Here is a 24,623-nt window from a genome sequence, read left to right on the forward strand (position 1 = left end):
CATCGGCAACTCCGGGTGTGATGCGCGTTACTGGGGGGAGGCTCGAATGATGCCCCACGCGGCGGCGCGGCGGAAGGGGTCATTCGGTACCCGCAAGTGTTGCCGCTGTTCCGGAGGTGTGCCAATGTGCCGCGAACTCCGACGGAGGGACCGCCGGACCCCACAGCCACCCCTGCCCGTTCGTCACGCCCATGGCCGCCAGCGCGTCCCGCTGCAAGCGGGTCTCCACGCCCTCGGCGATCACGCTCAGGTGCAGCGCCTGGCTCATCGCCACGATCGCCCGCACCAGCTCGCCGGCTTCTTCGTCGGCGCCCAGCCCGACCACGAACGAGCGGTCGATCTTCACACCGGTCACCGGGAAGCGGCGCAGGTAGCCCAGCCCCGAGAACCCCGTGCCGAAGTCGTCGATCAGCAGCTTGACGCCGAGCTCGCGCAGCTCGAAGACCACCCGTGAGGTGGCGCCCGAGCTGTCCATCATCACCGTCTCGGTCATCTCCAGGGCCACGCAGCGGGCCGGCACCCCGTACTCGAGCAGCTCGGACGAGACGACCAGCGGGAACGACGGATCGGTGAGCTGCTTCGCCGAGACGTTGATGGACAGGTAGAAGTCGTCGGCCACGGTCCCGTCGGCGCGCCACGCCGCGAGCTGGCGCAGCGCCTCCTGGCGTACATAGGTGCCGATCGCCCCGATCAGCCCGGCGTCCTCGGCGAGCGGGATGAACACGGCCGGCGAGATCGGACCGCGTTCCGCGTGCACCCAGCGGACCAGCGCCTCCGCGCCGAGCGGGCGGCCCGTCTCGAGCCGTACGAGCGGCTGGTAGGCCACCCAGAGCTCGCCCTCGCCGAGCGCGCGGCGCAGCGCGACCTCGAGCTCGATGCGCTCGCGCACCTGGTCGTGCATCGACCGGTCGAAGACCGTGGCATGACCCGGGCCCGTGGATTTCGCCTGGTACATGGCCGTGTCGGCGTCGCGCATCAGCTCCTCGGCGTCGCCGTCCGAGCCGGCCGAGGCGATGCCGATCGACGCGCTGATCTTGAGTTCGACGTCGCGCACCACGAACGGGCGGTCGAAGCAGCCGCGCACCTCGTCGACCACCCGCTCGGCGCGCGGCCGGTCGCCGGCGCAGGCGAGCAGGAACTCGTCGCCGCCCAGCGCCGCGACCGTGACGTCGGAGGGCACGCGGGCCCGCAGCCGCTCGCCGACCTCGATGACGAGGCGGTCGCCGGTGTCGTGCCCCCACGAGTCGTTGACGTACTTGAAGCCGTCCAGATCCAGCAGGAGCACCCAGATGGACGAACCCGTCTGCAGGAAGCGGTCGACTTCCTCGGCGACCATGCGCCGGTTCGGCAGGCCGGTCAGCGGATCATGGTTGGCCGCGTACTCGGCGAAATGCTGTGCCCGCGTCTGGGCCTGCACCGCGGCGACCGCGCGCGCCAGCAGCAGCGTCACGATGAGGACGCCGGTGACGCTCAGCACGAGCCGGCGCGCCGTGGTGTCCCCGACGAACAGCAGCAGCACGAACGGCGTGGCCAGGGCCGGCACCAGCAGCGCCATCCGGCGCGCCGACCAGGCCGGCACCGGGGGCCGGGCCGGCCGGCCGAGGACGGTCGCCGAGGGGTGCAGCGCGGTGACGCCCAGCAGCGTGTACGCGAGCAGGAACGGCACGTCGAGCAGCGGCGAGGTGTAGAGCTGCCCGGACCGGCCGATGATCGCGTACGAGAGATCGCCCGCCAGCATCAGGCCCATCCCGCCGAGCAGGGACAGCAGCGACAGCGGCCAGGCGCGCGCGGTGAAGGTCAGGTTCAGCACCATCATCAGCACCACGACGTCGAACAACGGGTAGATCCCCGCCAGCGAGGACACGACGACCGACCGGCCGCCGACCTCCACGGCCGGCATGGCCAGCAGCAGCATGCTCGCGGTCCCGCCGGCCAGGCAGATGATCAGGCCGTCGAGCACCACATGTCGTTCCATCACCTGCCGGGCCCGCAGCAGATTCCAGAAGAAGCAGAACAGCAGCAGGTAGCCGGGGATCGTGAAGCAGTCGGAGATCAGCGGCAGCCCGGCGTCGGTCACGAACGGCCGGACGACCATGCCGATCAGGAAGCTCAGCGCGGCGACGCCCATCAGGTTCCAGGCGCCGCGCGGCTCGGCGCGCAGGCGACGCGGACCGTAGAAGCAGGCGAACACCGTGCCCACCCCGACGATCAGCGCGCACGCGCTGTTCACGGCGGGGGAGAGGTCGGTCAGGTACAGGGCCGTCGCCGCCGCCCCGCCCAGGGCCCACAGCCGCCACAATCCGGTCATCAACGGTCTAGATCGGCTTGCGGGGCCCCGGGATTAGGTCAATGCGGTGGCCCTCGTCGGCGAGCGCTGCGCCGGCGGGGAGGGCGTCGACCGCCCGTGCACGAAGACCGATGGGCAGGCGCTGCGGTGCAGCACCTCACGGGCCACCGAGCCGAGCAGGCCCTCGTGGGCGCCGCGGGTGCCCAGCAGGATCACCCGGCCCCGGCGCGACGCGAGTACCAGGGTGGGCCCCGGCCGGCCGGCGAGCAACCGGGTACGCGCCTGCGGCGCCACGGCCGCGGCCTCGGCCAGCACCTGCCGGCCCAGTTCCTCGTGCCGGCCGCCGTACTCCCGGACCACGTGCACCACCTCGACCGCGATCTTGCGCCGGCGGCTCTCGGCGGCGGCGTGCCGCAGCGCCCGCATGCCGTTCGACGAGCCGTCGACGGCCGCCAGCACGACCCCGCGCGGCGGACGCGGTCCGCGGGCCACCAGCACCGGGCACCACGAGCGGGCGACCGTCTGCACGAGGACCGAGGACGGCGGCAGCCAGGAGGTGGTGGCCAGGTCGTCGTCGCCGAGGACCAGCAGCTCGGCGGTGCGGCTCAGGCGCAACAGCACCCGATCGGGCAATCCGTCGACGAGTTGTCCCGTCACCCGCACCCCGGGTGTGGAACGCTGGGCGGTGGCGACCGCCTCGCCGACCACCTGGGTGGCGGCCCGGCGCGCGTCGTCGTAATCGAGCCCGGCGCCCGGCGGGCCATGACTGGGCCAGGTGAACGCGTGTACGACTCGGAGCTGACCGCCACGGGAGACCGCCTCCCGCGCGGCCATGCGCACCGCGGCCAGTCCGGCCGACGTGCCGGTCACACCGACCACTACAAGGTTTCGCACCGGTCACACCTCCGCACTGAGACTGTGCACCATTATCTATGCAAGAACGCCACTCTTCGTGATCAATCCCTCAGCGGGTGGCCACCTGATGACCCATTCAGGTTGAGGGTTTACGGTGAACGACAAATTCTTGTGGACATCTGCCGGTGAAGTGAGGGAAATACATGACGGATGTCAAGCTCGACCACCCGGGTGGCCAGCTGTCGATGGCGGTGCGTGAGGCCGTCGAGGGTCCCGGCGGCATCGACGTCAGTGCCCTTCTGAAGGAGACCGGTTTCGTCACCCTCGACCAGGGTTTCGTGAACACGGCGTCGACGACCTCGTCGATCACCTACATCGACGGTGACGCGGGAATCCTGCGCTACCGCGGTTATCCGATCGATCAGCTCGCCGAGAAGTCGACGTTCCTCGAGGTGTCGTACCTCCTGATGCACGACGAGCTGCCGACGCCGACGCAGCTGAAGGACTTCGCCGACAAGATCCGCGTGCACACGCTGCTGCAGGAGGAGATGCGCTCGTTCTTCTCCGGGTTCCCGCGTGACGCCCACCCGATGGCGGTGCTTTCCTCGGCGGTCACCGCGCTGTCGACGTTCTACCAGGACACGCTCGACCCGAAAGATCCCGAGCAGGTCGAGATCTCCGGGATCCGGCTGATGGCGAAGCTTCCGACGATCGCCGCGTACGCGTACAAGAAGAGCATCGGCCACCCGCTGCCGTACCCCGACAACTCGCTCGACTACGTCGAGAACTTCCTGCGCATGACCTTCGGCCTGCCCACCGTGCAGTACGACGTGGACCCCAAGGTCGCCAAGATCCTCGACATGCTGTTCATCCTGCACGCCGACCACGAGCAGAACTGCTCGACCTCGACGGTCCGCCTGGTCGGCTCGGCCGAGGCCAACCTGTTCGCCTCGGTCTCGGCGGGTGTGAACGCGCTCTCCGGCCCGCTGCACGGCGGCGCCAATGCCGCGGTTCTCGAGATGCTCGAGCAGATCCGCAAGGACGGCGGCGACGTCAACGCGTTCGTCACCCGGGTGAAGAACAAGGAAAAGGGCGTCAAGCTCATGGGCTTCGGCCACCGGGTCTACAAGAATTACGACCCGCGTGCCGCCATCGTCAAGAAGGCCGCCCAGGAGATGCTCAACACACTGGACAAGCCCGACCCGCTGCTCGACATCGCGTTCCAGCTCGAAGAGATCGCCCTCAACGACGACTACTTCGTGAGCCGCAAGCTCTACCCGAACGTCGATTTCTACACGGGCCTCATCTACAAGGCGATGGGTTTCCCGACCAAGATGTTCACGGTTCTGTTCGCTATCGGCCGCCTGCCCGGCTGGATCGCGCAGTGGACCGAGATGATGAACGACCCGGCCACAAAGATCGGCCGCCCGCGCCAGCTCTACACCGGTTCTCCGGAGCGCGAGTTCGTCGCGATCGACAAGCGCTGATTTCGGTTACGCCCCGCCGCTTTTCTTGCGGCGGGGCCGTTTTTTGTGTCGTACGGGGGCGCGCGGCCCCAACCGCAGCGCTGGCGGCTCGGCGTCGATGGGCCGGCATACGCTTTGTTCATGGCCACGACACCGGCAGGACCCGCGGGCTTCGTCCTCCGTTGGCGTGAGCCCGCCACCCGGGCCGTCTCCCGGCTGATCCCCGGCGACGTCCTCTGGTACGTCGACACCGACGACCCCGTTTTCGCCCTCACCTTCGACGACGGTCCCGGCCCCGAGAGCACCCCGCGCCTGCTGGAGGTGCTGGCCCGGCACGGCGCGAAGGCCACGTTCTTCCTGGTTGGCGAGCGGGTCGAAGCCTACCCGCACCTCGTCGCGTCGATCACCGCGGCCGGCCACGAGCTCGCGAACCACCTGATGCGCGACGAGCGCTCGGCGCTGATCCCCGACCCGCAGTTCCGCCGCGACCTGGCCCGCACCACCGAGCTGCTCAGCCCGTACGGTCCGATCCGCTGGTTCCGGCCCGGCTCCGGCGTCTTCACCCCGCGCATGCTGCGCTCGGCCGCCGAGCAGAACCTGCAGGCCGTGCTCGGCACGCTGGTCGCCGCCAACAGGGGCCTGCCCTCCGACGAGCGGATCGCGAAGTCCCTGCTCCCCGGCGTCCGCCCCGGCTCGATCCTGGTCCTGCACGAGGGCGGCCCCGAGCGTCAGGGCGTGGTCGAGACGACCGACGAGCTGCTGTCCGCCCTGTCGTTGCAGGCCGTGACCGTCTCAGACCTCGTCGCCCGGTCCTAGCGTCGCGCTGGTCGCGCCGAGCCGGGCGCACGCCAGCACCGTCAGGGTCGTCCCCAGCAGGGCCGCGCCCACCTGCGTCCCGGTTCCCACGTACGGCGGCCCGGCCACGGTGGCGCTGAGCCCCGAGAGCACATCGCTGCCGGCGAGGTCGGCCGACAATGCCTGCCAGCCGCGCCATCGGTCCCCGGCGTACTGCGCCTCGCCGGTGGCCGCCCCCGCGAGCATCGCCATCCCGGCCACGATCGCCAGCGCCCCCACCCCGAACGGCGGCCGCCGCCCCAGCAGCCAGCCGGTGACCACGGCGAGGCAGGCCCAGGCGAGGAACTGGAAACCCGCCACGGTCGCCTCCCGCTGGAACGCCGCCCGCAGGTTCTCCGCCAGCACGGTCAGCCTCGGAACGTTCAGCGTCGCTTCCCCCGGCAGCCACCCCGACACCTTCACCAGCATCGCGCCCGCGAGCAGCACCAGCGCGGCGCCCAGCGTCACCCGCAGCCACGAGGGCGCCTCCCGCTCGTTCACGGCGAGATGGACCGCCAGCACCGCGAGCAGGCCGATGCACCCGCCCGCCGTCACCCACGGCAACGTGTACAGCGCGCCCCAGACGCTCACCGCTCCCGCCCCCGCCATCGCCAGGAGCGGCACCGCCCATCGCACCCTCACAGGCTAGATCGCCGCATCGCTCTCCCGCCCCGTTCCCGCCGTTGCGGGCGCCCCGATCTTGATGATCTGCCGTTCGAGGCGCGCGGCAATTCATCGGCGCCATCCTCCGCGCGGGTCTCATAAACTCCCGGGCGTGAGCGAACCAGTGACGCGCGAGGTAGTGCTGGACGTGACCCTGCCGGCGGTGCGAAGCACCGGCCGGGTCGAGGTGCGCGAGATCCTGCTCGGACCGGCCGAGCAGGCCGAGATGACCTTCCTGGAGGCCTGACGTGCATTCCTTCCGAGCCGCCGTCGAAGCGGGCGACATCGATGCCGCCGTGGCGCTGCTCGCCGACGACGTGGTGTTCCACAGCCCCGTGGCGTTCAAGCCCTACGAGGGCCGCGCCACCGTCGAGGTGATCCTGCGGGCGGTGTTCACCGTTTTCGAAGACTTCCGATACGTACGCGAAATCGCCGCCGCCCCCGACGCCGCGCTCGTCTTCGAGGCGCGCGTCGGCGAGCGGGCGCTGACCGGGTGCGACTTCGTGCACGTCGACGGGGACGGGCTCATCGACGACTTCATGGTCATGGTGCGCCCGCTGAGCGGGGTGCAGGCGCTCGGCGAGGCGATGGCGGCGAAGCTCTCAGCCCGCTGACAGGCTCTTCTCGTACGCGTTCTTGAGGTCCTCCCAGCCGTGGTCGAGCGCGTCCTTGCCCCGGATCACGCCGGTGGGCTCGCCGTCGAGCAGGCGCTGCAGCACGTCGGTGCACAGGTGCCAGCCGGCGGCGACCATCGCCTCGATGCCCGGCTGCGCGAGGGTGTGGCGCAGCGTCAGGCGGGTGCCGTCCGGTGTGGGCTCGAGCTCCCAGCGCAGCCGGTCGTCGCCCCACGTGTAGTCCAGCAGCGTCGGCCGGTCGGCCCGGTGGACGACGGCCGGCAGGTCGGTGCGCTCGTCGCCGTCGACCATGGTCAGCGTGGTCTCGCCCGGGGTGCTCAGCGCCGACGCCGCCGTGAAGGGCGCCCACTGGTCGAGCTCGCCCGGGTCGGTCAGCGCGGTCCAGACCCGCTCCGGGGGCTGGGTCAGCTCCCGGATGAAGATGAGCGTCCACTGCGGGCCGCTCCGGTCCAGGGTGGCTTCGATCATGATTCGTCCTCTCTGCTCAGGTGCTCTTCCAGCGCTGCGAGGTGCCTGGTCCAGAGCCGGCGGTAGGGCGTCAGCCAGGCATCCAGCTCACGGAACGGTTCCGGGTTCAGCCGGTAGATGCGTCTCTGGGCGTACGCCTCGGCGGTGACCACGCCGGCCTCGCGCAGGACCCGCAGGTGCTTGGAGATCGCGGGCTGGCTCATGCGCAGCAGCTCGACCAGGTCGGTGACGCTGCACTCCCGCACCCGCAGCGCGTCGACGATGCGGCGGCGGGTCGGCTCGGCTATCGCGGTCAACGCGTCCACGCCGCCATCGTGCCTCTCCGGTTATATAACTGTCAAGGCATGCAGCTGGGTTCGTTGCCGATCGTGCTGCGGGCCACGGCCACGATCGCCGGTGTCACGATGGGGTGATGCGCGTCTTGATCGTCACGTCGGGTTCGATGGGCGACGTGGCGCCCTACACCGGGCTGGGCGCACGCCTGCAGGAGGCCGGGCACGAGGTCACGATCGCCACGCACGCGCCGTTCCGGGAGACGGTCGAGCGGGCCGGCCCGGCGTTCGAGCCACTGCCCGGCGACTTGCGGGCCACCCTGACGCACGCCATCGGCGGCCTGAACGCGCGGGCGCTGGCACGCCAGTTCACCCTGGCGAGACCGCTGATCGCCGCCCTGTCGCCCGGGATCGTCGCGGCGGTCGAGTCGGCCCGCCCGAGGGTCCTCCTGCTGTCGACGATGGTGGCGCCGCTGGGATATCAGGTGGCCGACGCCTACGGGCTCCGCCGGGCCGGCGTGTTCCTGCAGCCCGTGTACCCCACCCGGGAGTTCGCCCCCGTGCTGCTGGGCGGCCGGTCGCTCGGCCCGTGGGGCAACCTGGCCGCGGGATGGGCCACGTTCCGGGCAGCCGAGTCGTTGTACGCAAGCCCGATCCGGGAGCTGCGGCGCGACCTGGGGCTGCCACAGGCCCCGCTGCCGACGCTGCGGAAGAAGCAGGAGTGGGCGGCCCCGACGTTCCACGGCTTCAGCCCCACAGTGGTGCGCCGCCCCGGCGATTGGCCGTCGCAACTGCGCGTCGCCGGTTACTGGTGGCCGGCAACGGACCCGGCTTGGCGCCCGCCGGAGAACCTGGAGGCCTTTTTGGCGGCCGGCCCAGCGCCGGTGTCCATAGGCTTCGGAAGCATGGCGCCCGGACAAGGCGAGCGCCTCGGCGAGATCGCGGTAGCGGCAGCGCGCCGGGCCGGGGTGCGGGCCGTCCTGCAGGCCGGTTGGTCGGGCCTGGCCGCGGGCGCTGGGGGTACCGCGGGGGCTGGGGGTACCGCGGGGGCTGGGGGTACCGCGGGGCTGGGCGGGTCGCGGGGTTTGGGGGCATCGCAGGGGCTGAGGGCACCGAGTGGGCCGGGGACGCCGCGGGTGCGATGGACATCATGCGGGCCGGAGACGTCGCGAGAGCCAGGGATGCCGCGTGGGCTGAGCGCAATGTGCTGAATGTGGGGGAGGTTCCGCACTCCTGGCTGTTCCCGCGGATGGCGGCGGTGGTGCACCACGCGGGGGCGGGGACCACGGCCGCGGGGCTGCGGGCCGGAGTGCCGGCCGTGGCGGTGCCGGTGCTGGCGGACCAGCCCTTCTGGGCGCGGAGGCTGCACGACCTCGGAGTGGCGCCCCGTCCGATCCCGATGCCGGCGCTGACCGCGGACGCGCTGGCGGCAGCGTTGCGGCAGGTCACGGCGAACCCGCACTTCGCGGCCCGGGCGCAGGCCCTCTCGGCGCGGATCGCCGAGGAGGACGGCGCCGCGTCGCTCCTCGAGTGGATCGGCTAGGACCAGCGGCGCCCCGCCGATCATGGCGTCGCCCATTCGCCGTGCCAATCTTCGTTCGACACGTTTTCCGGTGGGGGTGAAAACAGTTGAGCTGCCCCGGAAGTGACCTGCTGGAATGGGGAGTTGCGAACTCTGGCCGACAGCGTCGAAATGCCCTCGCCGAACCCAGTCAAATGCGGGTGGCGCGACTCCGCCGCTGGTTCGATGACATAATGGGCAAGGTCGCCGCGGCAGCCCGGAACCGAAAAGCTGAGAGTGCAATGGCACCCGATGGCGGAATGCCGGGCGAACTGCGGGCCGGGTAGCCGGCCGTCGCGAAACCGGCGTGGCGGGCGGCTGTCGACTCGGTGCCATCTGCCCGCTCGCGGGGCTGGGTGCCTGCTGGCCAGCCGGTTCTGCGGCTTGCACGGTTGCGGTCGGCGCTGCCTGCTCGCTGCCGGCGCCACTGCGACTGAGCCGCAGCTTTCGCGCGTGCCGCTGCGCAAGACCCCATTCCCGATGTCGGGCATGCTCGCGGCGAAACTTTTCTGCCTCGGGAGAATAGTTGCGCGACGCAGTGCGATCACGCATCTTGGCCAATTGGCTCGTGGTGAAGAACTGCAGCTGCCGCATACCAGAATTATTTCACTCCCGGGAATGCGGCGGTAAGCCCCGACCGTCGGTCGATCATGCCAATCTCGCCCGGCGCCACTCTCCATTACTTTTTCGACAATGAAAGCGATTCCCTTTGCCCGGGGGCCACCCACCAAGCGGGACGGGCCGCGCGAACCGCAACCGGGCAGACGCCGGGCCATGGCAACCCGGCCGCGCCACCACCGGGCCGCGCCACCACCGGGCCGCACCACCACTGGCCGCAACCAAGGCAGGGGCCGGAAGCCGGGTATGGCCCGGTGTTGCAGCGAGAGTGGCCGCAACGGCGGGAACTGCCCGGGCTGTGGTTGGGGGAGCCGTCCCCTCGTACGCGAAAAAACAGCCCCGGCGGGTGCGCGGCGTGGCGGATAAGTTGAAGGGCATGACGGTGCGTGGGGTGCGGCGGATCATTGTGTCGGTGGCGGATCTGGATCGGGCGCTCGCGCTCTACCGGGATGCGCTCGGGCTCGGCGAGAAGTATCGGGCCGGGGACGTGGTGATGCTGGGGGAGCCGGAGGTCATGCTGCATCGGCGGCCGCCTTCGCCGGGGCTGGCGGGAGTGGCGGCGAGCTTTGTGGTCGATGACGTGGACGCGGCTGCCGCGGCGGCGGAGAAGGCGGGGGCCACGGTGATCGACCCGCCGGGGGATCAGCCCTGGGGTGAGCGGCAGGCCGTGCTGACCGATGTCGACGGTCACGTCTTCTGCCTGGTGAGCTGAGCGCCGTGGACGTGGTGATCGGCATCGATACCGGGACCACCGCGACCAAGGGGATCGCGGCGGGGGCCGACGGGCGGCTGCGGGCGCAGACGAGTGTCCACTATCCGCTGTCGGTGCCGGGGCCGGGGCGGGCCGAGCTCGACCCGCGGCACCTGGTCGACGCGGCGGTGAAGGCGCTGACCGACGTGGCGGCCGCCTGCCGTGAGCAGGGGGACCGGGTTGTCGCGGTGAGTCTCAGCGCGTTTCTGCACGGGCTGGTGCCGATGGACTCCGGGAGCGCGCCGCTGGGGCCGTTGGTGACCTGGGCCGACGCGCGGGCCGGCGAGCAATGTGACGAGATCATCGCTTCGGGGCGGGCACGGCAACTGCAGGCGCGTACGGGGACGCCGGTGCACCCGATGTCGCCGCTCGCCAAGCTTGCCTGGTGGCGGGCTAACGACCCGGCGACGCTGCGGGACACGCCGCGGTGGGGCGGCGTGAAAGAGCTGGTCCTGGCCGCCCTGGCCGACGAGGCGTTCCTGCTCGACCTGTCGGTGGCGTCGGGGACGGGGCTCTACGACATCCACGCGCGCCGGTGGGACCCGGAGGCTCTCGAGATCGCCGGGATCGGCTCGGGGCAGCTGGCCGAGGTCGTGCCGACGACGACGATCCTGAAGCTGCGGCCGGGTCTCGGCGGGCTGCCGCCGGGCACGCCGCTGGTCATCGGGGCGGCCGACGGGCCGCTGGCCAACCTCGGCCTGGGCGCCACCCCGGCGGGGGTCGCGGCCGTGTCTCTCGGCACCAGCGGTGCCCTGCGCACGATCGTCGACCGGCCCACCGCCGACGCCGACGGCCGGCTGTTCTGCTACGCGCTCACCGAGGACCGCTGGGCGGTCGGTGGCGCGGTCAACAATGCCGGCTCGGTCGTGCGCTGGGCCGGGCAGAGCTTCGCGGCCGGTTTCGAGCGGCCCGGCGCCGAGGGCGAGGACGAGGACGAGCGGGACGCGGCGCTGCTCACCGAGGCGCAGAGCGCACCGCCGGGCAGCGACGGGCTGCTCTGCCTGCCCTACCTGCTCGGCGAGCGGGCGCCCTGGTGGCGGGCCGGCCTGCGGGGCGCCTACCTCGGACTGCGTCGCGAGCACGGGCGGGCACATCTGGTGCGCGCCGCCGTCGAGGGCGTCTGCCAGCAGCTCGCGCTGGTGCGGGACTCGTTCGCGAGCGAGGGCTTCGAGGTCACCGAGGTGCGGGCCACCGGCGGCGCGGTCGCGTCCGAGCTGTGGGTGGGCGTGCTCGCGGCCGCGCTCGACCTGCCGGTCGCGGTCGCCGACACGCCCGAGGGCACCGCGCTCGGCGCCTGCCTGCTCGGCCTGCACGCGCTGGGCGAACTGCCCGACCTCGACGACGCGGCCCGCCTGGTCGCGATCGGCGAGCCGACCCGGCCCGACCCGGCGAACGCCGCCCTGTACGGCCGGCTGCGCCCGTTCGTGGAGAAGTCGGCGCTCGCCATGATGGAGACGGTGCGTGAGCTCGACCGGCTCGCCCCGCCGAGGTCGCCCGGCACCGAGAAGGCGATCACCGTCACCGGTGGCCGCGTTGACGTGGCGCCGGAGGGTGAGAAAGCATGACCGGCGAGCGGTAGCGGAGGAACCCGGTGCGAATCCGGGGCGGTCCCGCCACTGTGACCGGGGAGCGACCCCTTCGAAGCCACGGCCGTGATGGCGGGAAGGCGAGCGGGGAGCGTCGATCCGGGAGTCAGGAGACTCCGGCCGCTCGTGCCGACCGCCGTGCGGGCGTGGACACCCGCCGCAGAAGGGATCTTCGTGACGCCGTACCCGTTCTCCGCCGTGGTCGGGCTTGCCGACCTGCGCCTCGCGCTCCTGCTGACCGCCGTCTCGCCGCACGTGGGCGGTGTGCTCGTGCGGGGCGAGAAGGGAACCGCGAAGAGCACGGTGGTGCGAGCGCTGGCCGGCCTGCTACCGGCAGTTTCGATCGTACGGGGGTGCAGGTTCGCCTGCGATCCGGCGGCGCCCGACCCCGCGTGCCCGGACGGGCCGCACCCGGCCGACAGCCCGGTGGTGTCGCGGCCGGCCGCGCTGGTGGAGCTCCCGGTCGGGGCGACGGAGGACCGCGTCGTGGGCACGCTCGACATTCAGCGGGCGCTCGCGGACGGGGTCAAGGCGTACGAGCCGGGGCTGCTGGCGGCGGCACACCGTGGCGCCCTGTACGTCGACGAGGTGAACCTGCTGCCCGATCACCTGGTGGATCTGCTGCTGGACGCGGCGGCGATGGGACGGGCGCACGTCGAGCGGGACGGGGTGTCGGTCAAACACGCGGCCCGGTTTCTGCTCGTGGGGACGATGAACCCGGAGGAGGGCGAGCCGCGGCCCCAGCTCGTCGACCGGTTCGGGCTGGTGGTGACGGTGGCGGCGCCGCGGGAGGCCCGGGAGCGGGCCGAGGTGGTGCGCCGGCGTCTCGCGTACGAGGCGGATCCGGTCGGGTTCGCGGCGCGGTTCGCCGCCGAGGAGCGCGAGCTGGCCGGGCGGATCGTGACGGCGCAGGCGCTGCTGCCCCGGGTGGCGCTGCCGGACGGCGAGCTCGACCGGATCGCCCGGGTGTGCCTGGCCTACGGCGTCGACGGGATGCGGGCGGACATCGTGGTGGCCCGGTGCGCGGTGGCGCTGGCGGCGTGGCACGGGCGCTCGACGGTCACCGCGGACGATGTGCGGGATGCGGCCCGGCTCGCGCTGCCGCACCGCCGGCGGAAAGATCCGCTGGACCCGCCGGGGACCGACGAGCAGCGGCTCGAGGACGCGCTCGCCGAAGCCGAGCAGGAGCGGCAGGCCGAGCTGGAGCGGGCCGAGCAGGAGCAGGCCGAGCTGGAGCGGGCCGAGCTGGAGCGGGCCGTGCAGGAGCGGGCCGAGCCGGAGGGCGACCCCGATGGCGACGGTGCTCCGCCGGGTGGGCCATCGCGGCCGGACGGCCCCGATCCCGGCGGCCCGGGTGGTTCGGGCGGCAGTCCCTCCGGTGGCCCGCCTCCGCCCGGCCCCGCGCCGACCGACATTTCCGAAAAATCCGGCATGGACGGCGATGGTGGCGCCGACGAGGCCGACAGTGGCCGGGTGGCCGTCTCCGCCGGGAACCCCTACCGGACGCGCGCGCTCTCGATCGCCCGCCGCGGCGAGGGCGGCCACGCCGGCCGCCGCTCCCCGGCCTTCGCCCGTCGCGGCCGCGTGATCGGCAGCCGCATCCCGCGCGGCAAGCTGGCCGGCGCCCCGCATCTGCCCGCGACCCTGCGAGCCGCCCTGCACCGCGGCGCCCGCGCCGTCGACCCCCGCGACCTGCGCGAGTCGGTGCACGTCGGCCGGGAGGCGAACCTGGTGCTGTTCGTCGTCGACGCCTCCGGCTCGATGGCCGCCCGCAAGCGCATGACCATCGTCAAGACCGCGGTCCTGTCCCTGCTGCGCGACGCCTACCAGCGCCGCGACCGGATCGGGATGATCACCTTCCGCGGGCACGACGCCGAGCAGGTCCTGCCGCCGACCTCCAGCCACGAGGTGGGCGTCCTGCGCCTGGCGAGCCTGCGCACCGGCGGCCGCACCCCGCTGGCCGCGGGCCTGCGCGCCGCCGCCGCCACCATCGCCACCGAGCGCCGCCGCGACCCGCGCCGCCGCCCGCTGCTCATCGTCGTCACCGACGGCCGGGCCACCAGCGGCCCCGACCCGGTGACGGTCGCCCCCGCGCTCGCCGGCGTGGCCGCGGTGGTCGTCGACTGCGAGTCCGGCCCGGTCCGCCTGGGCCTGGCCCGGCGGCTGGCCACCGCCCTCGACGCCGATCTCATGCCGCTGGACCGGCTGGAAGCCGCCGCCGGCCCGGCCGCCCGCCCCGCTTCCGGCCCAGCCGCCGGCTCCGGGTCCGGCCCAGCCGCCGGCTCCGGGTCCGGCCCAGCCGCCGGCTCCGGGTCCGGCCCGGCCGCCCGCCCCGCTTCCGGCCCAGCCGCCGGCCCTGCCTCGAGGAGCGCCGCCTGATGCCGCAGGGCAAGGTCACCACCGTGCCGCAGGACGGCCTCACCACCCGGCAGCGCCGCCGGCAGGCCGTGCTCGCCGTGCACACCGGCCACGGTAAGGGAAAGTCGACGGCCGCCTTCGGGATGGCGCTGCGGGCCTGGAGCGCGGGCTGGCCGATCGGGGTCTTCCAGTTCGTGAAGTCCGAGAAATGGCGGGTCGGCGAGGAGGCCGCGCTCAAGGCTCTCGGCGCCACGGGCGGGCCGCCGGTCGCCTGGCACAAGATGGGCGAGGGCTGGTCGTGGATCCAGCGGGCCGGCACCGAGCGGGACCACGCGGCCGAGGCGGCCGAGGGCTGGGCGCAGATCAAGCGCGACCTGGCGGCCGAGACCTACCGGTTCTACGTGCTCGACGAGTTCACGTACCCGATGAAGTGGGGCTGGGTCGACGTCGCGGACGTCGTGGCCGCGCTCGCCGAGCGCCCCGGCACGCAGCACGTCGTGATCACCGGGCGGGACGCGGCGCCGGAGCTGGTCGAGGCGGCCGACCTGGTGACCGAGATGACCAAGGTGAAGCACCCGATGGACGCGGGGCGCAAGGGACAGCAGGGCATCGAGTGGTGAACATCCCGCGCGTCGTGATCGGCGCGCCCGCCTCGGGACACGGCAAGACCACGGTCGCCACCGGTCTGCTGGCCGCCTTCGCCCGTCGCGGCATGCCGGTCGCGCCGTTCAAGGTCGGCCCCGACTACATCGACCCCGGCTACCACGCCCTCGCCGCCGGCCGCCCCGGCCGCAACCTCGACCCCGTGCTGGTCGGCGAGAGCCGGATCGGCCCGCTGTTCGCGCACGGCGCGGCCGGCGCGGAGCTGGCGATCGTCGAGGGCGTGATGGGCCTCTACGACGGCCGTACCGGCGCCGGCGACACCGGCTCGACCGCCCAGGTGGCCGGGCTGCTCGACGCGCCGGTGATCCTGGTGGTCGACGCCGCCGCGCAGGGCCGCTCGATCGCCGCGCTGGTGCACGGCTTCCGCAGCTTCGGCAGCGTCCGGCTGGAGGGTGTGATCCTCAACCGGGTCGGCTCCGACCGGCACGAGGCGCTGCTGCGCGAGGCCTGCGAGGAGGTCGGCACCCCGGTCCTGGGCGCGATGCGCCGCGCCGACGCGGTGGCCGCCCCCTCCCGTCACCTGGGCCTGATTCCCGCCGCCGAGCGCCGCGCCGAGGCCCGGGCGTCGGTGGATGCGCTCGCCGCCCTGGTGGCGGCGTCGGTGGACCTCGACGAGGTCCTGGCGGTCGCCCGCTCCGCGCCGCCGCTGCTCGCGCAGCCGTGGAGCCCGTCGGAGGCCGTCGGGGAGCCGATCGAGGGGCGCCCGGTCATCGCGCTGGCCGGCGGTCCCGCGTTCTCGTTCTCCTACGCCGAGACGCCGGAGCTGCTCACGGCCGCGGGCGCCGAGGTGGTCGTCGTCGACCCGCTGCGCGACGAGAAACTGCCGGCGAGAACGCGCGGCCTGGTGGTGGGTGGCGGTTTCCCCGAGGTGTACGCGTCGGAGCTGTCCGCCAACGAGCCCCTGCGCCGCGAGGTGGCCGCCCTGGCCGCCGCCGGCGGGCCGATCGTCGCCGAGTGCGCGGGCCTGCTGTGGCTGTGCCGCACCCTGGACGACGCGCCCATGTGCGGGGTGCTCGACGCCGAGGCCGTCATGACCCCGACCCTGACCCTCGGCTACCGCGACGCCGTGGCGCTCACCGACAGCCCCCTGGCCCCGGCCGGAACCCGGGTCACCGGCCACGAGTTCCACCGCACCGCCGTCCACCCCCGCTCGGGTCTGCTGCTCTCCCCGGCCGCCGGCGGGGCCTGGCAGTGGCGCGGCGCCGACCCCGAGGGGTTCGCGCTCCCGTCGGTCCACGCCTCCTATCTGCACCTGCACTGGGCGGGAGCGCCCGCGCTGGCCCGCAACGTGGTCGCAGCGGCCCGGGCCCGCGCATGACCGGTCGAGCCGCGTCCGGCCGGCTGATCGTCGCCGCGCCGGTGCCCGGGTGACCGCGGGCGGCGGCCGGCCGGGCCTCGACCGCCACGTCGTGGTCGGCCTCGGAGCACGGCCGGGGCGGGCGGCGGCCGAGCTCACCCGTGCGATCGGCGCCGCTCTGGCCGAGGCGGGCCTGACGGCGGCCGACGTGCGGGTGCTCGCCACGCTCGACCGCCGGGCGGCCGAGGACGGCGTCCGGGCCGTGGCCGCCGCGCACGGGTGGGAGCTGAGCGGCTTCCGGGCCGAGGAGCTCGGTGCTCACGACGTACCCAGCAGGAGCGAACGAGTCGCGGCGGCCGTAGGCACCCCCAGCGTCGCCGAAGCGGCGGCCCTGGCCGCCGGCGACGAGCTCATCCTCCGCAAGCGCGTCTTCCCCGGCATCACGGTGGCCATCGCGCGAGGGTTTTCCCTTGCGTCACCGCGGGGCGGCTTCGCAGGGTAGGCCCCGCCACCTCCCGCCCATAGGCTCCGGTCGATATATCGACCATCGGAGGTGCAAGGTGCAGGTCCGTACCCGGGCTGTCCTGTCTGCCGCCATCCTGGCAGCCGGAGCCGCCCTCGTCGCCGCCGTCTCGACGCCACCCGCGTCGGCCGCGGTCGTCCACCGTGTGCTGTTCGACAACAGCAAGGCCGAGACGGCGGGCAACGCCGACTGGATCATCAGCACGTCCCAGCCCGACCCGCTGGGGCAGAACCCGAACCCGTCCTCGGAGACCTCGTGGACGGGCGCGCTCTCGGCGTGGGGGGTGGCTCTGCAGCGCACCGGTTCCTACAGCCTCAAGACGCTGCCGGCCGGCAACGCCATCACGTACGGGGGCTCCGGCGCCCTTGATCTGAAGAATTTCGACGTCTTCGTGCTGCCCGAGCCGAATGTGCTGCTGAGCGCGGCCGAGAAGACGGCGATCATGAAGTTCGTCCAGGCCGGCGGCGGGTTCTTCCTGATCGTCGACCACACCGGCAGCGACCGGAACAACGACGGGTACGACTCCGTCGAGGTCGCCAACGATCTGCTCACCAACAACGGCGTCGACAACACGTCGCCGTTCGGGTTCAGCATCGACTCGAACGACATCTCCAGCGAGAACCCGGTGGCGATCTCGAGCAGCACCGACCCGGTGATCAACGGCCCCTACGGCCGGGTGACCGGCAGCATCATCCGCGACGGCAGCACGCAGACCCTCGACAAGACCGCGAACTCGAGCGTCAAGGGGCTGGTGTGGCGCCCGGGGTCGAGCCAGAGCGGCACCACCGGCGCGTTCTTCACGACCAGCACGTTCGGGTCGGGGCGGGTCGCGGTGTGGGGCGACAGCTCGCCGATCGACGACGGGACCGGGCAGTCCGGCAACACGCTCTACGACGGCTGGAACGATCCGGCGGGAACGAACGACTCACTCGCCTTGAACGCCACCGCATGGCTGGCCGGGACCGGCACGCCGACGACCTCCCCGACCACCTCTCCGACGACCGGACCCACGGGATCCTGCGCCACGGGCCAGCTGCTGGCGAACACGGGCTTCGAGTCGGGCGGCACGGGCTGGACCGCCACGTCGGGCGTCATCACCAATTCGTCGTCGCAGGCCGCGCACGCCGGCTCGTACAAGGCCTGGCTCGACGGCTACGGCGCGACGCACACCGACACCCTCTCGCAGACGGTCACCATTCCCGCGGGATGCGCGGGCGCGACGCTCAGCTTCTGGCTCCACGTCGACACCGATGAGACGACCACGACGACCGCGTACGACAAACTGACCGTCACCGCGCGCGGCACGACGCTGGCCACGTACTCCAACCTCAACGCCTCTTCCGGGTATGTCCAGAAATCGCTGTCGATCTCGGGTTCGGGGAGTACGACGCTGACCTTCACCGGCGTCGAAGGCACCCAGATCCAGACCTCGTTCGTTCTCGACGATGTGACCCTGACACCGAAGGCTTAGGCGCGGCGGGCCCCTTCGCTAGGATCAAGGCACGGCGGTGGGCCCGCCGACCCCGGCGCATCGGGGTGAACCGCGACGACGCCAACGGTCCCTGCCAGGATGCTGGTGGGGAGGAGTGTGTCATGACGGAGCGTGACCTGGCCGACGCGGAAAGATCCGGCGCCACCAGGGCGCCGATGGATTCTGATGTCGATCTCCATGTGCCGGCCGTCGAGGCCGAGCTGCGCCCGAGCCCGTGGCCGGTCCTCGCCGCGATCTCCGCGGGCGGCGTCGTCGGCGCGCTGTCCCGCTATCTCGTGGCGCAGGCGTGGCCGCACCACCCCGGCGGCTTCCCCTGGTCGACCTTCGCCGTCAACGTGACCGGCTGCCTGCTGATCGGCGTCCTCATGGTCATCGTCACCGACGTGGTCACCAGCCGGCCGCTGCTGCGACCGTTCGCCGGCGTCGGCATCCTCGGCGGCTACACGACTTTCTCCACGTACGTCGTCGACATCCAGCGCGCTGCGGGCGACGGCGCCGCCTGGGTGGCCCTGTCCTACCTCGCGCTCACGCTCGTGGGGGCGCTGTTCGCGGTGTGGGCCGGAACGGCCCTGACCCGCGCCGCCGTGAAGGGCGCACGCCGGTGACCCTGCTGCTGGTCGCGCTGGGCGCGGCGATCGGCGCCCCGCTGCGCTATCTCACCGACCGGGCCGTCCAGTCCCGGCACGACTCGGTCTTCCCCTGGGGCACGTTCAGCGTGAACGTGGCCGGCTCGCTGCTGCTCGGCTTCCTCGCCGGCCTGCCCGCCGGCTCGGCCTGGACCGCGCTGCTCGGCACCGGCTTCTGCGGCGCGCTCACCACGTATTCGACGTTCAGCTACGAGACGCTGCGCCTGACCCAGGACGGATTCCGCTTCTACGCGCTGGTCAACGTGATCGCGTCCGTCGTCGCCGGCCTCGGCGCGGCCGGTGTCGGTCTGCTGCTCGCGCAGGCGCTCTAAGCCTCGGGGTACTCCCATTCGTGGACCGGCACGTTCTCGTGCATCGGCGGCAGGTAGCGCCGCAGCATCTCGTGCAGCGCCTCCTGCCGGTCGCGCCCCTCGGCCTCCAGCGCGTGCAGGGTGCGTACCTGCCAGGCGGCGCCGTTGCGATGGGTGAGGCAGCGCTGCTCGATGATGCCGAGCAGCCGGTCGCGCTCGGCGGGGGAGACGCCCCACCGCTCGAGACCGTGCTGGGCGAGGGGCAGCAGCCGGCGCAGCACCAGCTCGGTCACCTGGATGTAGCCCAGCCCCGGCCAGAACACGCTGGCGTCGATGCCGTGGCGGGCGCAGGCGTGGAAGTTCTCCTCGGCCGCGCTGAAGCTCATCTGCGTCCACAGTGGCCGTTCCGCCTCGGCGAGGTTGCGGATCAGGCCGTAGTAGAACGCCGCGTTCGCGATCGTGTCGACCACCGTGGGCCCGGCCGGCAGCACGCGGTTCTCGACGCGCAGGTGCGGGCGGCCGCGCACCACCGCGTAGATGGGCCGGTTCCACCGGTAGATGGTGCCGTTGTGCAGGCGCAGCTCGCTCAGCTCGGGCACCTCGCCGCGTTCCAGGATCTCGGCCGGGTCGGCCTCGTCGCAGATCGGCAGCAGGGCGGGGAAGTAGCGGACGTTCTCCTCGAAGAGGTCGAACACGCTGGTGATCCACCGCTCGCCGAACCACACCCGCGGGCGTACCCCCTGAGCTCTTATCTCCTCGGGCCGGGTGTCGGTGGCCTGCTCGAAGAGCGGGATGCGCGTCTCGCGCCACAGCTCCCGGCCGAACAGCAGCGGGGAGTTCGCCCCCAGCGCCACCTGGATGCCCGCGATGACCTGCGCGGCGTTCCAGTACGCCGCGAACTGCGCGGGACTGACCTGCAGATGGAACTGGGTGCTGGTGCAGGCCGACTCGGGCGCGATCGTGTCGGTGGTGACCGCGAGCCGGTCGACCCCGTCGATGCGGATGTCGAGGTCTTCGCCCCGCGCCGCGAAGATCTGCTCGTTCAGCAGCTTGTAGCGCGGGTTGGCCGAGAGGGCGTCGAGCGTCATGTGCTCGCGGCGCAGCGTCGGCAGGATGCCCACCATCACGGTGTGCGCGCCGACGCCGCGGGCATGCTTCTCGGCGTTGTTGAGGCTGGCCCGCAGCGTCCGCTCGAGGTCGGCGTTCTCGTCGCCGGCCAGCCGCCGCGGCGGAACGTTTATCTCGATGTTGAACTGGCCCAGCTCGGTCTGGAAATCGGGATCGGCGATCGCGCCCAGCACCTCGGCGTTGCGCATCGCCGGATCGGCCGCCTCGTCGATGAGATTGAGCTCGATCTCCATGCCGGTGAGCGGCCGCTCGAACTCGAAACGCGACTCGCGCAGCATTGCGGCGAACACGTCCAGGCTCCGCCGGATCTTGTGCCGGTACCTGGCTCGATCCTCTCGGGTGAAGTTGGTCTGCTCGACTTCCTCGCCCACGGCACACCACCTCTCTCGAGTGACTCCAAGTTCGCACACCGTGAAGGTCTGCGCCAGGCGTCCATCGACATGTGCCGGTACCCGGTGGAAGAGGTTCTCAAGCGACCCAGGCCGCGACCACCGCCACCACCACGACCGTCCCCAGAATCGCCTGGATCAGCAGGGCGGGGCCGAGGTGTGACCACGTGGTGGGGATGCGCGGGGTCAGCGGTTGCATGGTGGTCAGGTTGACCACCTGGACCAGCCGCACCGGAAGCCGGTCGTCCTTCTGCGGGCGGGTGGTGAGCTGGACCAGGTCGCCCCGGTGCAGCGCCGACTGCGGCAGGTGGCCGTGCATCTCGACCTCGTACGTCTGCCCGAGGTCGTCGCGCACCCGCAGCGGGGTCACCAGGAACTCGGGCCCCTTCTTCAGATCCTTGAAGCTGCGCCGGCCCGGCCGCATCCGCAGCAACGAGCCGAGCAGCTGGGCGACGCTCGCCGCGAGGAAGACGAGAACCAGCAGCGGCTGACCGACCTTCACCTCGCGGGTGTACGACGCCTGGTAGCCGGCGAACCGGCCGGTGATGACGGGACTCACGTGCCGGAGGATCTGCTCGCGGTACAGCTCGACCTCGTCCATGGGGGATCACCTCCTGGAGGTCTTCATATCGTACGGAGAGCAACTTCATGGGTACCGTGAGTGAATAAGTGAGAACGGGGGACTCTCCGGACATGGATCTCTCCTACCTGCGCCCGCTGTTCGCGGGCGACGGCCCGTGGGCCTCGGTCTACCTGGACGCGACCAGCGACGAACGGTCGCCGGGCCCGGGGATCGACGCCCGCTGGCAGACGCTCGCCGGGCACCTGACCAGCCAGGGAGCCGACCCCGGGACGGTCGCCGCGATCGGCGAGGCGATCCGCGGCCACCCGCGCCGGCCCGGCCGGCACGGCTTGGCGATCTTCGCCTCCGGGGGCCGGGTCGTGCTCGCCGAGCCCCTCGACACGCCACCGGCCGCGGGACTCGCGGTCTGGGCGCCGTTACCGCACGCAATGCCCCTGGTGGCACAGCGTGAGATGGCGACCGCGCGAGCCGACCGCTCCCGGGACGAGTCCGAGCGCGCCGTCGCCGAGGAGAACACCCGCGCCGCCGTCGCCGACCAGAACACCCGCGCCGCGCTCGCCCGCTTCGGCGCCGGCCCGCATGCCGGCGGCCTCGCCGAGGTCGTCGTCAGCCTGCGCGACGGCCGGGTCGAGCAGGTGCTGCTGGTCGACGACCCGTCCTCGACCGACCGGCTCTGGATCGGCCCCGGCGACCCGCGCCTGATCGCCTCCGAGCCCGGCGCCCTGAGCGCCGCCGGGGTCCGGCCGGTCGAGGTGCGCGCCGACGCCGCCCTGCTGCGCGCGGTCGTCGGCACCGGCGCCGGCCTGCTGCTGATCGGCCCCGACGACCTCGACCTGCCGCACGGCATCGGCGCGATCCTGCACGACGACGACCCACCGGACCCCGCCTGACCGGCCGATCTGCCGAAAACCCCGCGAATCGCCACCCAGGAAAGGTGAACTTGACTCGGAAGCCGCGGGATGGGGGCAGGACATGGCATCGAAGGCGTTCGTGGATCCGGACAGCGTGCTCGCACGCACCGCCCAGCAGATGCTCGTCGCGCACGCCGGCGGGGCCGGGCCCAGCGAGGGCATGACCGAATGCCCCGTCTGCGGCGAGCCATTGCCGTGCCCGGCTGGGCGCTCGGCCGCCGAGGTCGTCGAGGCCGCGGGAATGGCCGAGGCTTCCGGCCTGGTCACGGCCGCGCGTGGTTGGCCACGCGAAGAGCAGATTTCGTACGCCGAGAGCACCGAACCCGCGTTCGCGTCGCCGCTGGCCTTCGGATCCCCGATGGAGCCGCACCCGTCCGCGTCCCCCGGGCCGTCTCCGTTCTTGGGCCCGTCCCCGGGCCTGGGCCCGCTCGGCGAGGCCTACCCGCCGCCGGACGACCTGCCGCCGTGGGCCGGGCCGTCCGCCGGTAACCCCGTTCTGGGCCCGGTCGAGGTCTCCTTCACCTCGTCCGGCGTCGACCTGCCGCCGATCATGCCGCCCTCGCCGCCGCCTTCCTCGACCCTTCCGTCTGCGCACTTCCCGTCCTCTTCGTCCGTGCCTTCCCCGTCTCCGTCGTTCTCCCAGTTCCCTTCGTCCTCTTCAACCCCGTCGCAGCAGCCCTCGTCTCCGGAGCGGTCGTTCCCGGAGTCGTCGTTCTCTGAGCCGTCGTTCTCGGAGCCGTCGTTCCCTGAGTCTTCGTTCCCTGAGTCTTCGTTCCCGGGGCCGTCGTTCTCGGAACCGTCGTTTTCCCAGTCCGCGTTTCCGGAGCCGTCGTTCCCGCGCGCCGAGGCCGAGCCGCCCGGGCCGCGCCTGCCCGGACCTTCCGCCGCCTCGCTCGACCTGCCGCCGCTGGAGGCGCCGAGCGGCCTGCCCTTCGGCGAGCCCACTTCCGGGCCCGCACCCTCGATCCACGCCGAGCCACGCGTCCCCGAGCCGTCCCGCGTCGAGTCGGCCCGCGTCGAGTCGGCCCGCATCGAGTCGGCCCCCCTCGCGCCGCCGAGCATGGATTCGCGGCCCGAGCCGCCGCGCATGGACGCCGGCCCGGCGCGCATGGACGCAGGTTCGCCGCGCGTGGACGCAGGTCCGCCGTACATGGACGCCGGCCTGCCGCACATGGACGCCGGCCCGCCCCGCGTGGGCGCGCCGCCGCGCACGGACGCAGGCTCGCCGCCCACGAGCCCGCCCCGCCCGGCGGCCGGCCACGATCCGCTGGCCGCCCCTCCGGTCTACCGCCCGCAGGACCGTCCGCTGGACGCCCCGCTGTACTCGCCCGCCCGCCCAGGGACCCCGCCCGAGTCGCGTCCCGTCTCACCGGCCGCCCGCCCGATGTCGCCTGCCGCCGCCCGCCCGAGCAGCCCCGCTCCCGCTTCTGCCGCTGCTCCCACACCCGCGAACGGCTCGATGATCGGCAAGTCCCCGTCCCCGCTCGATGTGCCACCGCTGGGCCAGCCCTCGATGACCCAGCCGCCCGCCATCCCGGGCCAGCCCCCCGCCGCGCCGCAGCCCACCGGCCTGGGCCGGCCCCCGGCCCATCAAGCGCCCGGCGGTCTCGGTCAGCCCATGGCGGCCCAGCCCAGCGGACCATCCCCAGCAGGTCAAGCGCCGGGCGGTTTCGGTCAGGCCGGAGCGGCTCCTCAGCCCAGCGGCGCGGCAGCTCCTCAGCCCGGCGGTCAGTCCCCGGCGAGTCAGCTGCCGAGCGGTCTTGGCCAGTCGTCGGCGGGTCAGATGCCCAGTGGTCTCGGCCAGCAACCCGCCGCCGGAGCCTCGCCGAGCCACACCACGTCCGCTCCGGCCCCACAGTCGGACGACGCCCCCAGCGGCTTGGGCCTCCGCCCGCCGGCCACCCAGGCCCCGGCCGGCCATGCCCCGACCGCCCAGTCCCCGGCCGCCCAGTCCCCGGCCGCCCAGTCCCCGGCCGCCCAGTCCCCGGCCGCCCAGTCCCCGGCCGCCCAGTCCCCGGCCGCTCAGGCCCCGCCGGCGCAGCCCTCAGCAGCCCCGATCGGGCGGCAGCAGCCCGATCCGTCCGGCCAGGCTCCCGCCAACCGCTTCGGCGGCGCCGGCGAGGCCGAGCCCAGCGGCCTGGGCATTCGCCCGAACCGTCCGCCCGCCGAGCCGCAGGCCGCCGCTCAGCAGCCGCCCAACCAGCCGCCGCAACCCGCCGCGAAGGCAGCCCGCCGCAACCGGCCGCCGCTCGAGCCCCCGCAGATGGGTCAGCTCAACCGCCCCCTTACCGAGGGCGACCAGAGCCAGAACGGCTAGAGACGTCGGGGTCGCGGTCGTCAGCCGCC

The 24,623-nt window shown here is 72.8% G+C and carries 24 protein-coding genes and 1 riboswitch; of the genes, 17 read left to right on the plus strand and 7 right to left on the minus strand.

What is annotated here, in order from left to right; genetic code table 11:
* Nucleotides 1–79 precede the first annotated feature (79 nt).
* Nucleotides 80–2,308, minus strand: coding sequence for a putative bifunctional diguanylate cyclase/phosphodiesterase (locus tag ACIA5D_RS14475; protein ID WP_396030370.1), 2,229 nt, complete (start codon nucleotides 2,306–2,308; stop codon nucleotides 80–82).
* Nucleotides 2,309–2,341: 33 nt separating this feature from the next.
* Complete coding sequence (locus ACIA5D_RS14480) at nucleotides 2,342–3,181, minus strand: universal stress protein (protein WP_396030371.1); 840 nt, start codon at nucleotides 3,179–3,181, stop codon at nucleotides 2,342–2,344.
* Nucleotides 3,182–3,345: 164 nt separating this feature from the next.
* Between ACIA5D_RS14480 and ACIA5D_RS14485 the strand changes: the two genes are divergently transcribed.
* Both ACIA5D_RS14485 and ACIA5D_RS14490 read left to right on the plus strand, forming a co-directional pair.
* Nucleotides 3,346–4,629: a citrate synthase gene (locus ACIA5D_RS14485; protein WP_396030372.1), complete on the plus strand. Its 1,284-nt coding sequence runs from the start codon at nucleotides 3,346–3,348 to the stop codon at nucleotides 4,627–4,629.
* Nucleotides 4,630–4,749: 120 nt separating this feature from the next.
* Nucleotides 4,750–5,424 carry a polysaccharide deacetylase family protein gene (locus ACIA5D_RS14490; RefSeq protein WP_396030373.1) on the plus strand — a complete coding sequence of 225 codons (675 nt, stop codon included), beginning with the start codon at nucleotides 4,750–4,752 and terminating at the stop codon, nucleotides 5,422–5,424.
* On the opposite strand, the gene ACIA5D_RS14495 is transcribed toward ACIA5D_RS14490, so the two are convergent.
* Nucleotides 5,401–6,078 (minus strand): hypothetical protein, encoded by a 678-nt coding sequence (locus ACIA5D_RS14495; protein ID WP_396030374.1) that lies wholly within the window; start codon nucleotides 6,076–6,078, stop codon nucleotides 5,401–5,403. The genes ACIA5D_RS14490 and ACIA5D_RS14495 overlap by 24 nt on opposite strands.
* Before the next feature lie 139 nt (nucleotides 6,079–6,217).
* Between ACIA5D_RS14495 and ACIA5D_RS14500 the strand changes: the two genes are divergently transcribed.
* Together ACIA5D_RS14500 and ACIA5D_RS14505 are read left to right on the plus strand one after the other, a co-directional pair.
* A complete protein-coding gene (locus ACIA5D_RS14500) occupies nucleotides 6,218–6,352 on the plus strand; it encodes a hypothetical protein (protein ID WP_396030375.1) in 135 nt (44 codons plus the stop codon).
* Between the two features lies 1 nt (nucleotide 6,353).
* Nucleotides 6,354–6,719, plus strand: coding sequence for a nuclear transport factor 2 family protein (locus ACIA5D_RS14505; RefSeq protein WP_396030376.1), 366 nt, complete (start codon nucleotides 6,354–6,356; stop codon nucleotides 6,717–6,719).
* Here ACIA5D_RS14505 and ACIA5D_RS14510 read toward each other — a convergent pair.
* Nucleotides 6,708–7,208: an SRPBCC domain-containing protein gene (locus tag ACIA5D_RS14510; protein WP_396030377.1), complete on the minus strand. Its 501-nt coding sequence runs from the start codon at nucleotides 7,206–7,208 to the stop codon at nucleotides 6,708–6,710. The two genes, ACIA5D_RS14505 and ACIA5D_RS14510, sit on opposite strands and share 12 nt — an antisense overlap.
* Nucleotides 7,205–7,513: an ArsR/SmtB family transcription factor gene (locus ACIA5D_RS14515; protein WP_396030378.1), complete on the minus strand. Its 309-nt coding sequence runs from the start codon at nucleotides 7,511–7,513 to the stop codon at nucleotides 7,205–7,207. Before ACIA5D_RS14515 ends, ACIA5D_RS14510 begins: the two co-directional genes overlap by 4 nt.
* A gap of 107 nt (nucleotides 7,514–7,620) precedes the next feature.
* On the opposite strand from ACIA5D_RS14515, the gene ACIA5D_RS14520 reads away from it, so the two are divergent.
* The 11 genes from ACIA5D_RS14520 (at nucleotide 7,621) to crcB (ending at nucleotide 19,287) form a co-directional block, all read left to right on the plus strand.
* On the plus strand, nucleotides 7,621–8,691 hold the full coding sequence (locus ACIA5D_RS14520) for a glycosyltransferase (RefSeq protein WP_396030379.1): 1,071 nt from the start codon (nucleotides 7,621–7,623) through the stop codon (nucleotides 8,689–8,691).
* A 2-nt stretch (nucleotides 8,692–8,693) separates the two neighbouring features.
* Nucleotides 8,694–9,023, plus strand: a complete 330-nt coding sequence (locus ACIA5D_RS14525) for a glycosyltransferase (RefSeq protein ID WP_396030380.1) — start codon at nucleotides 8,694–8,696, stop codon at nucleotides 9,021–9,023.
* Nucleotides 9,024–10,035: 1,012 nt separating this feature from the next.
* A complete protein-coding gene (locus ACIA5D_RS14530) occupies nucleotides 10,036–10,371 on the plus strand; it encodes a VOC family protein (RefSeq protein WP_396030381.1) in 336 nt (111 codons plus the stop codon).
* A 5-nt stretch (nucleotides 10,372–10,376) separates the two neighbouring features.
* Nucleotides 10,377–11,975 carry a gluconokinase gene (locus ACIA5D_RS14535; RefSeq protein ID WP_396030382.1) on the plus strand — a complete coding sequence of 533 codons (1,599 nt, stop codon included), beginning with the start codon at nucleotides 10,377–10,379 and terminating at the stop codon, nucleotides 11,973–11,975.
* A 16-nt stretch (nucleotides 11,976–11,991) separates the two neighbouring features.
* A riboswitch (cobalamin riboswitch) is annotated at nucleotides 11,992–12,113 on the plus strand.
* A 9-nt stretch (nucleotides 12,114–12,122) separates the two neighbouring features.
* On the plus strand, nucleotides 12,123–14,375 hold the full coding sequence (locus ACIA5D_RS14540; protein ID WP_396030383.1) for a VWA domain-containing protein: 2,253 nt from the start codon (nucleotides 12,123–12,125) through the stop codon (nucleotides 14,373–14,375).
* On the plus strand, nucleotides 14,375–14,974 hold the full coding sequence (gene cobO, locus ACIA5D_RS14545) for a cob(I)yrinic acid a,c-diamide adenosyltransferase (protein ID WP_396030384.1): 600 nt from the start codon (nucleotides 14,375–14,377) through the stop codon (nucleotides 14,972–14,974). Before ACIA5D_RS14540 ends, cobO begins: the two co-directional genes overlap by 1 nt.
* The gene (locus ACIA5D_RS14550; RefSeq protein WP_396030385.1) at nucleotides 14,968–16,335 is read left to right on the plus strand and encodes a cobyrinate a,c-diamide synthase; all 1,368 of its coding nucleotides are present in this window, start codon (nucleotides 14,968–14,970) and stop codon (nucleotides 16,333–16,335) included. The genes cobO and ACIA5D_RS14550 overlap by 7 nt, the downstream gene beginning before the upstream one ends.
* A gap of 49 nt (nucleotides 16,336–16,384) precedes the next feature.
* Nucleotides 16,385–16,816 (plus strand): cobalamin biosynthesis protein, encoded by a 432-nt coding sequence (locus ACIA5D_RS14555; RefSeq protein ID WP_396030386.1) that lies wholly within the window; start codon nucleotides 16,385–16,387, stop codon nucleotides 16,814–16,816.
* A gap of 58 nt (nucleotides 16,817–16,874) precedes the next feature.
* Nucleotides 16,875–18,308, plus strand: coding sequence for a hydrolase (locus tag ACIA5D_RS14560; protein ID WP_396030387.1), 1,434 nt, complete (start codon nucleotides 16,875–16,877; stop codon nucleotides 18,306–18,308).
* A 122-nt stretch (nucleotides 18,309–18,430) separates the two neighbouring features.
* On the plus strand, nucleotides 18,431–18,934 hold the full coding sequence (locus tag ACIA5D_RS14565; protein ID WP_396030388.1) for a fluoride efflux transporter FluC: 504 nt from the start codon (nucleotides 18,431–18,433) through the stop codon (nucleotides 18,932–18,934).
* Nucleotides 18,931–19,287: a fluoride efflux transporter CrcB gene (crcB, locus tag ACIA5D_RS14570; protein ID WP_396030389.1), complete on the plus strand. Its 357-nt coding sequence runs from the start codon at nucleotides 18,931–18,933 to the stop codon at nucleotides 19,285–19,287. Before ACIA5D_RS14565 ends, crcB begins: the two co-directional genes overlap by 4 nt.
* Here crcB and ACIA5D_RS14575 read toward each other — a convergent pair.
* Together ACIA5D_RS14575 and ACIA5D_RS14580 are read right to left on the minus strand one after the other, a co-directional pair.
* Nucleotides 19,284–20,765 carry a glutamate--cysteine ligase gene (locus ACIA5D_RS14575; protein ID WP_396030390.1) on the minus strand — a complete coding sequence of 494 codons (1,482 nt, stop codon included), beginning with the start codon at nucleotides 20,763–20,765 and terminating at the stop codon, nucleotides 19,284–19,286. The genes crcB and ACIA5D_RS14575 overlap by 4 nt on opposite strands.
* Before the next feature lie 97 nt (nucleotides 20,766–20,862).
* Nucleotides 20,863–21,384, minus strand: a complete 522-nt coding sequence (locus tag ACIA5D_RS14580) for a hypothetical protein (protein ID WP_396030391.1) — start codon at nucleotides 21,382–21,384, stop codon at nucleotides 20,863–20,865.
* Between the two features lie 92 nt (nucleotides 21,385–21,476).
* Between ACIA5D_RS14580 and ACIA5D_RS14585 the strand changes: the two genes are divergently transcribed.
* Complete coding sequence (locus ACIA5D_RS14585) at nucleotides 21,477–22,256, plus strand: hypothetical protein (protein WP_396030392.1); 780 nt, start codon at nucleotides 21,477–21,479, stop codon at nucleotides 22,254–22,256.
* A gap of 82 nt (nucleotides 22,257–22,338) precedes the next feature.
* A complete protein-coding gene (locus tag ACIA5D_RS14590) occupies nucleotides 22,339–24,594 on the plus strand; it encodes a hypothetical protein (protein WP_396030393.1) in 2,256 nt (751 codons plus the stop codon).
* Nucleotides 24,595–24,623: the final 29 nt, after the last annotated feature.

This window comes from Actinoplanes sp. NPDC051513 (assembly GCF_044454685.1).
Taxonomy (GTDB): domain Bacteria; phylum Actinomycetota; class Actinomycetes; order Mycobacteriales; family Micromonosporaceae; genus Actinoplanes.

What these genes read in the sequence shown, in the direction of transcription:
- ACIA5D_RS14475 (WP_396030370.1), bottom strand. Translation starts at nt 2,308, where the DNA reads ATGACCGGATTGTGGCGGCTGTGGGCCCTGGGCGGGGCGGCGGCGACG.
- ACIA5D_RS14485 (WP_396030372.1), top strand. Translation starts at nt 3,346, where the DNA reads ATGACGGATGTCAAGCTCGACCACCCGGGTGGCCAGCTGTCGATGGCG.
- ACIA5D_RS14490 (WP_396030373.1), top strand. Translation starts at nt 4,750, where the DNA reads ATGGCCACGACACCGGCAGGACCCGCGGGCTTCGTCCTCCGTTGGCGT.
- ACIA5D_RS14510 (WP_396030377.1), bottom strand. Translation starts at nt 7,208, where the DNA reads ATGATCGAAGCCACCCTGGACCGGAGCGGCCCGCAGTGGACGCTCATC.
- ACIA5D_RS14520 (WP_396030379.1), top strand. Translation starts at nt 7,621, where the DNA reads ATGCGCGTCTTGATCGTCACGTCGGGTTCGATGGGCGACGTGGCGCCC.
- ACIA5D_RS14530 (WP_396030381.1), top strand. Translation starts at nt 10,036, where the DNA reads ATGACGGTGCGTGGGGTGCGGCGGATCATTGTGTCGGTGGCGGATCTG.
- cobO (WP_396030384.1), top strand. Translation starts at nt 14,375, where the DNA reads ATGCCGCAGGGCAAGGTCACCACCGTGCCGCAGGACGGCCTCACCACC.
- ACIA5D_RS14565 (WP_396030388.1), top strand. Translation starts at nt 18,431, where the DNA reads ATGACGGAGCGTGACCTGGCCGACGCGGAAAGATCCGGCGCCACCAGG.
- ACIA5D_RS14580 (WP_396030391.1), bottom strand. Translation starts at nt 21,384, where the DNA reads ATGGACGAGGTCGAGCTGTACCGCGAGCAGATCCTCCGGCACGTGAGT.
- ACIA5D_RS14585 (WP_396030392.1), top strand. Translation starts at nt 21,477, where the DNA reads ATGGATCTCTCCTACCTGCGCCCGCTGTTCGCGGGCGACGGCCCGTGG.
- ACIA5D_RS14590 (WP_396030393.1), top strand. Translation starts at nt 22,339, where the DNA reads ATGGCATCGAAGGCGTTCGTGGATCCGGACAGCGTGCTCGCACGCACC.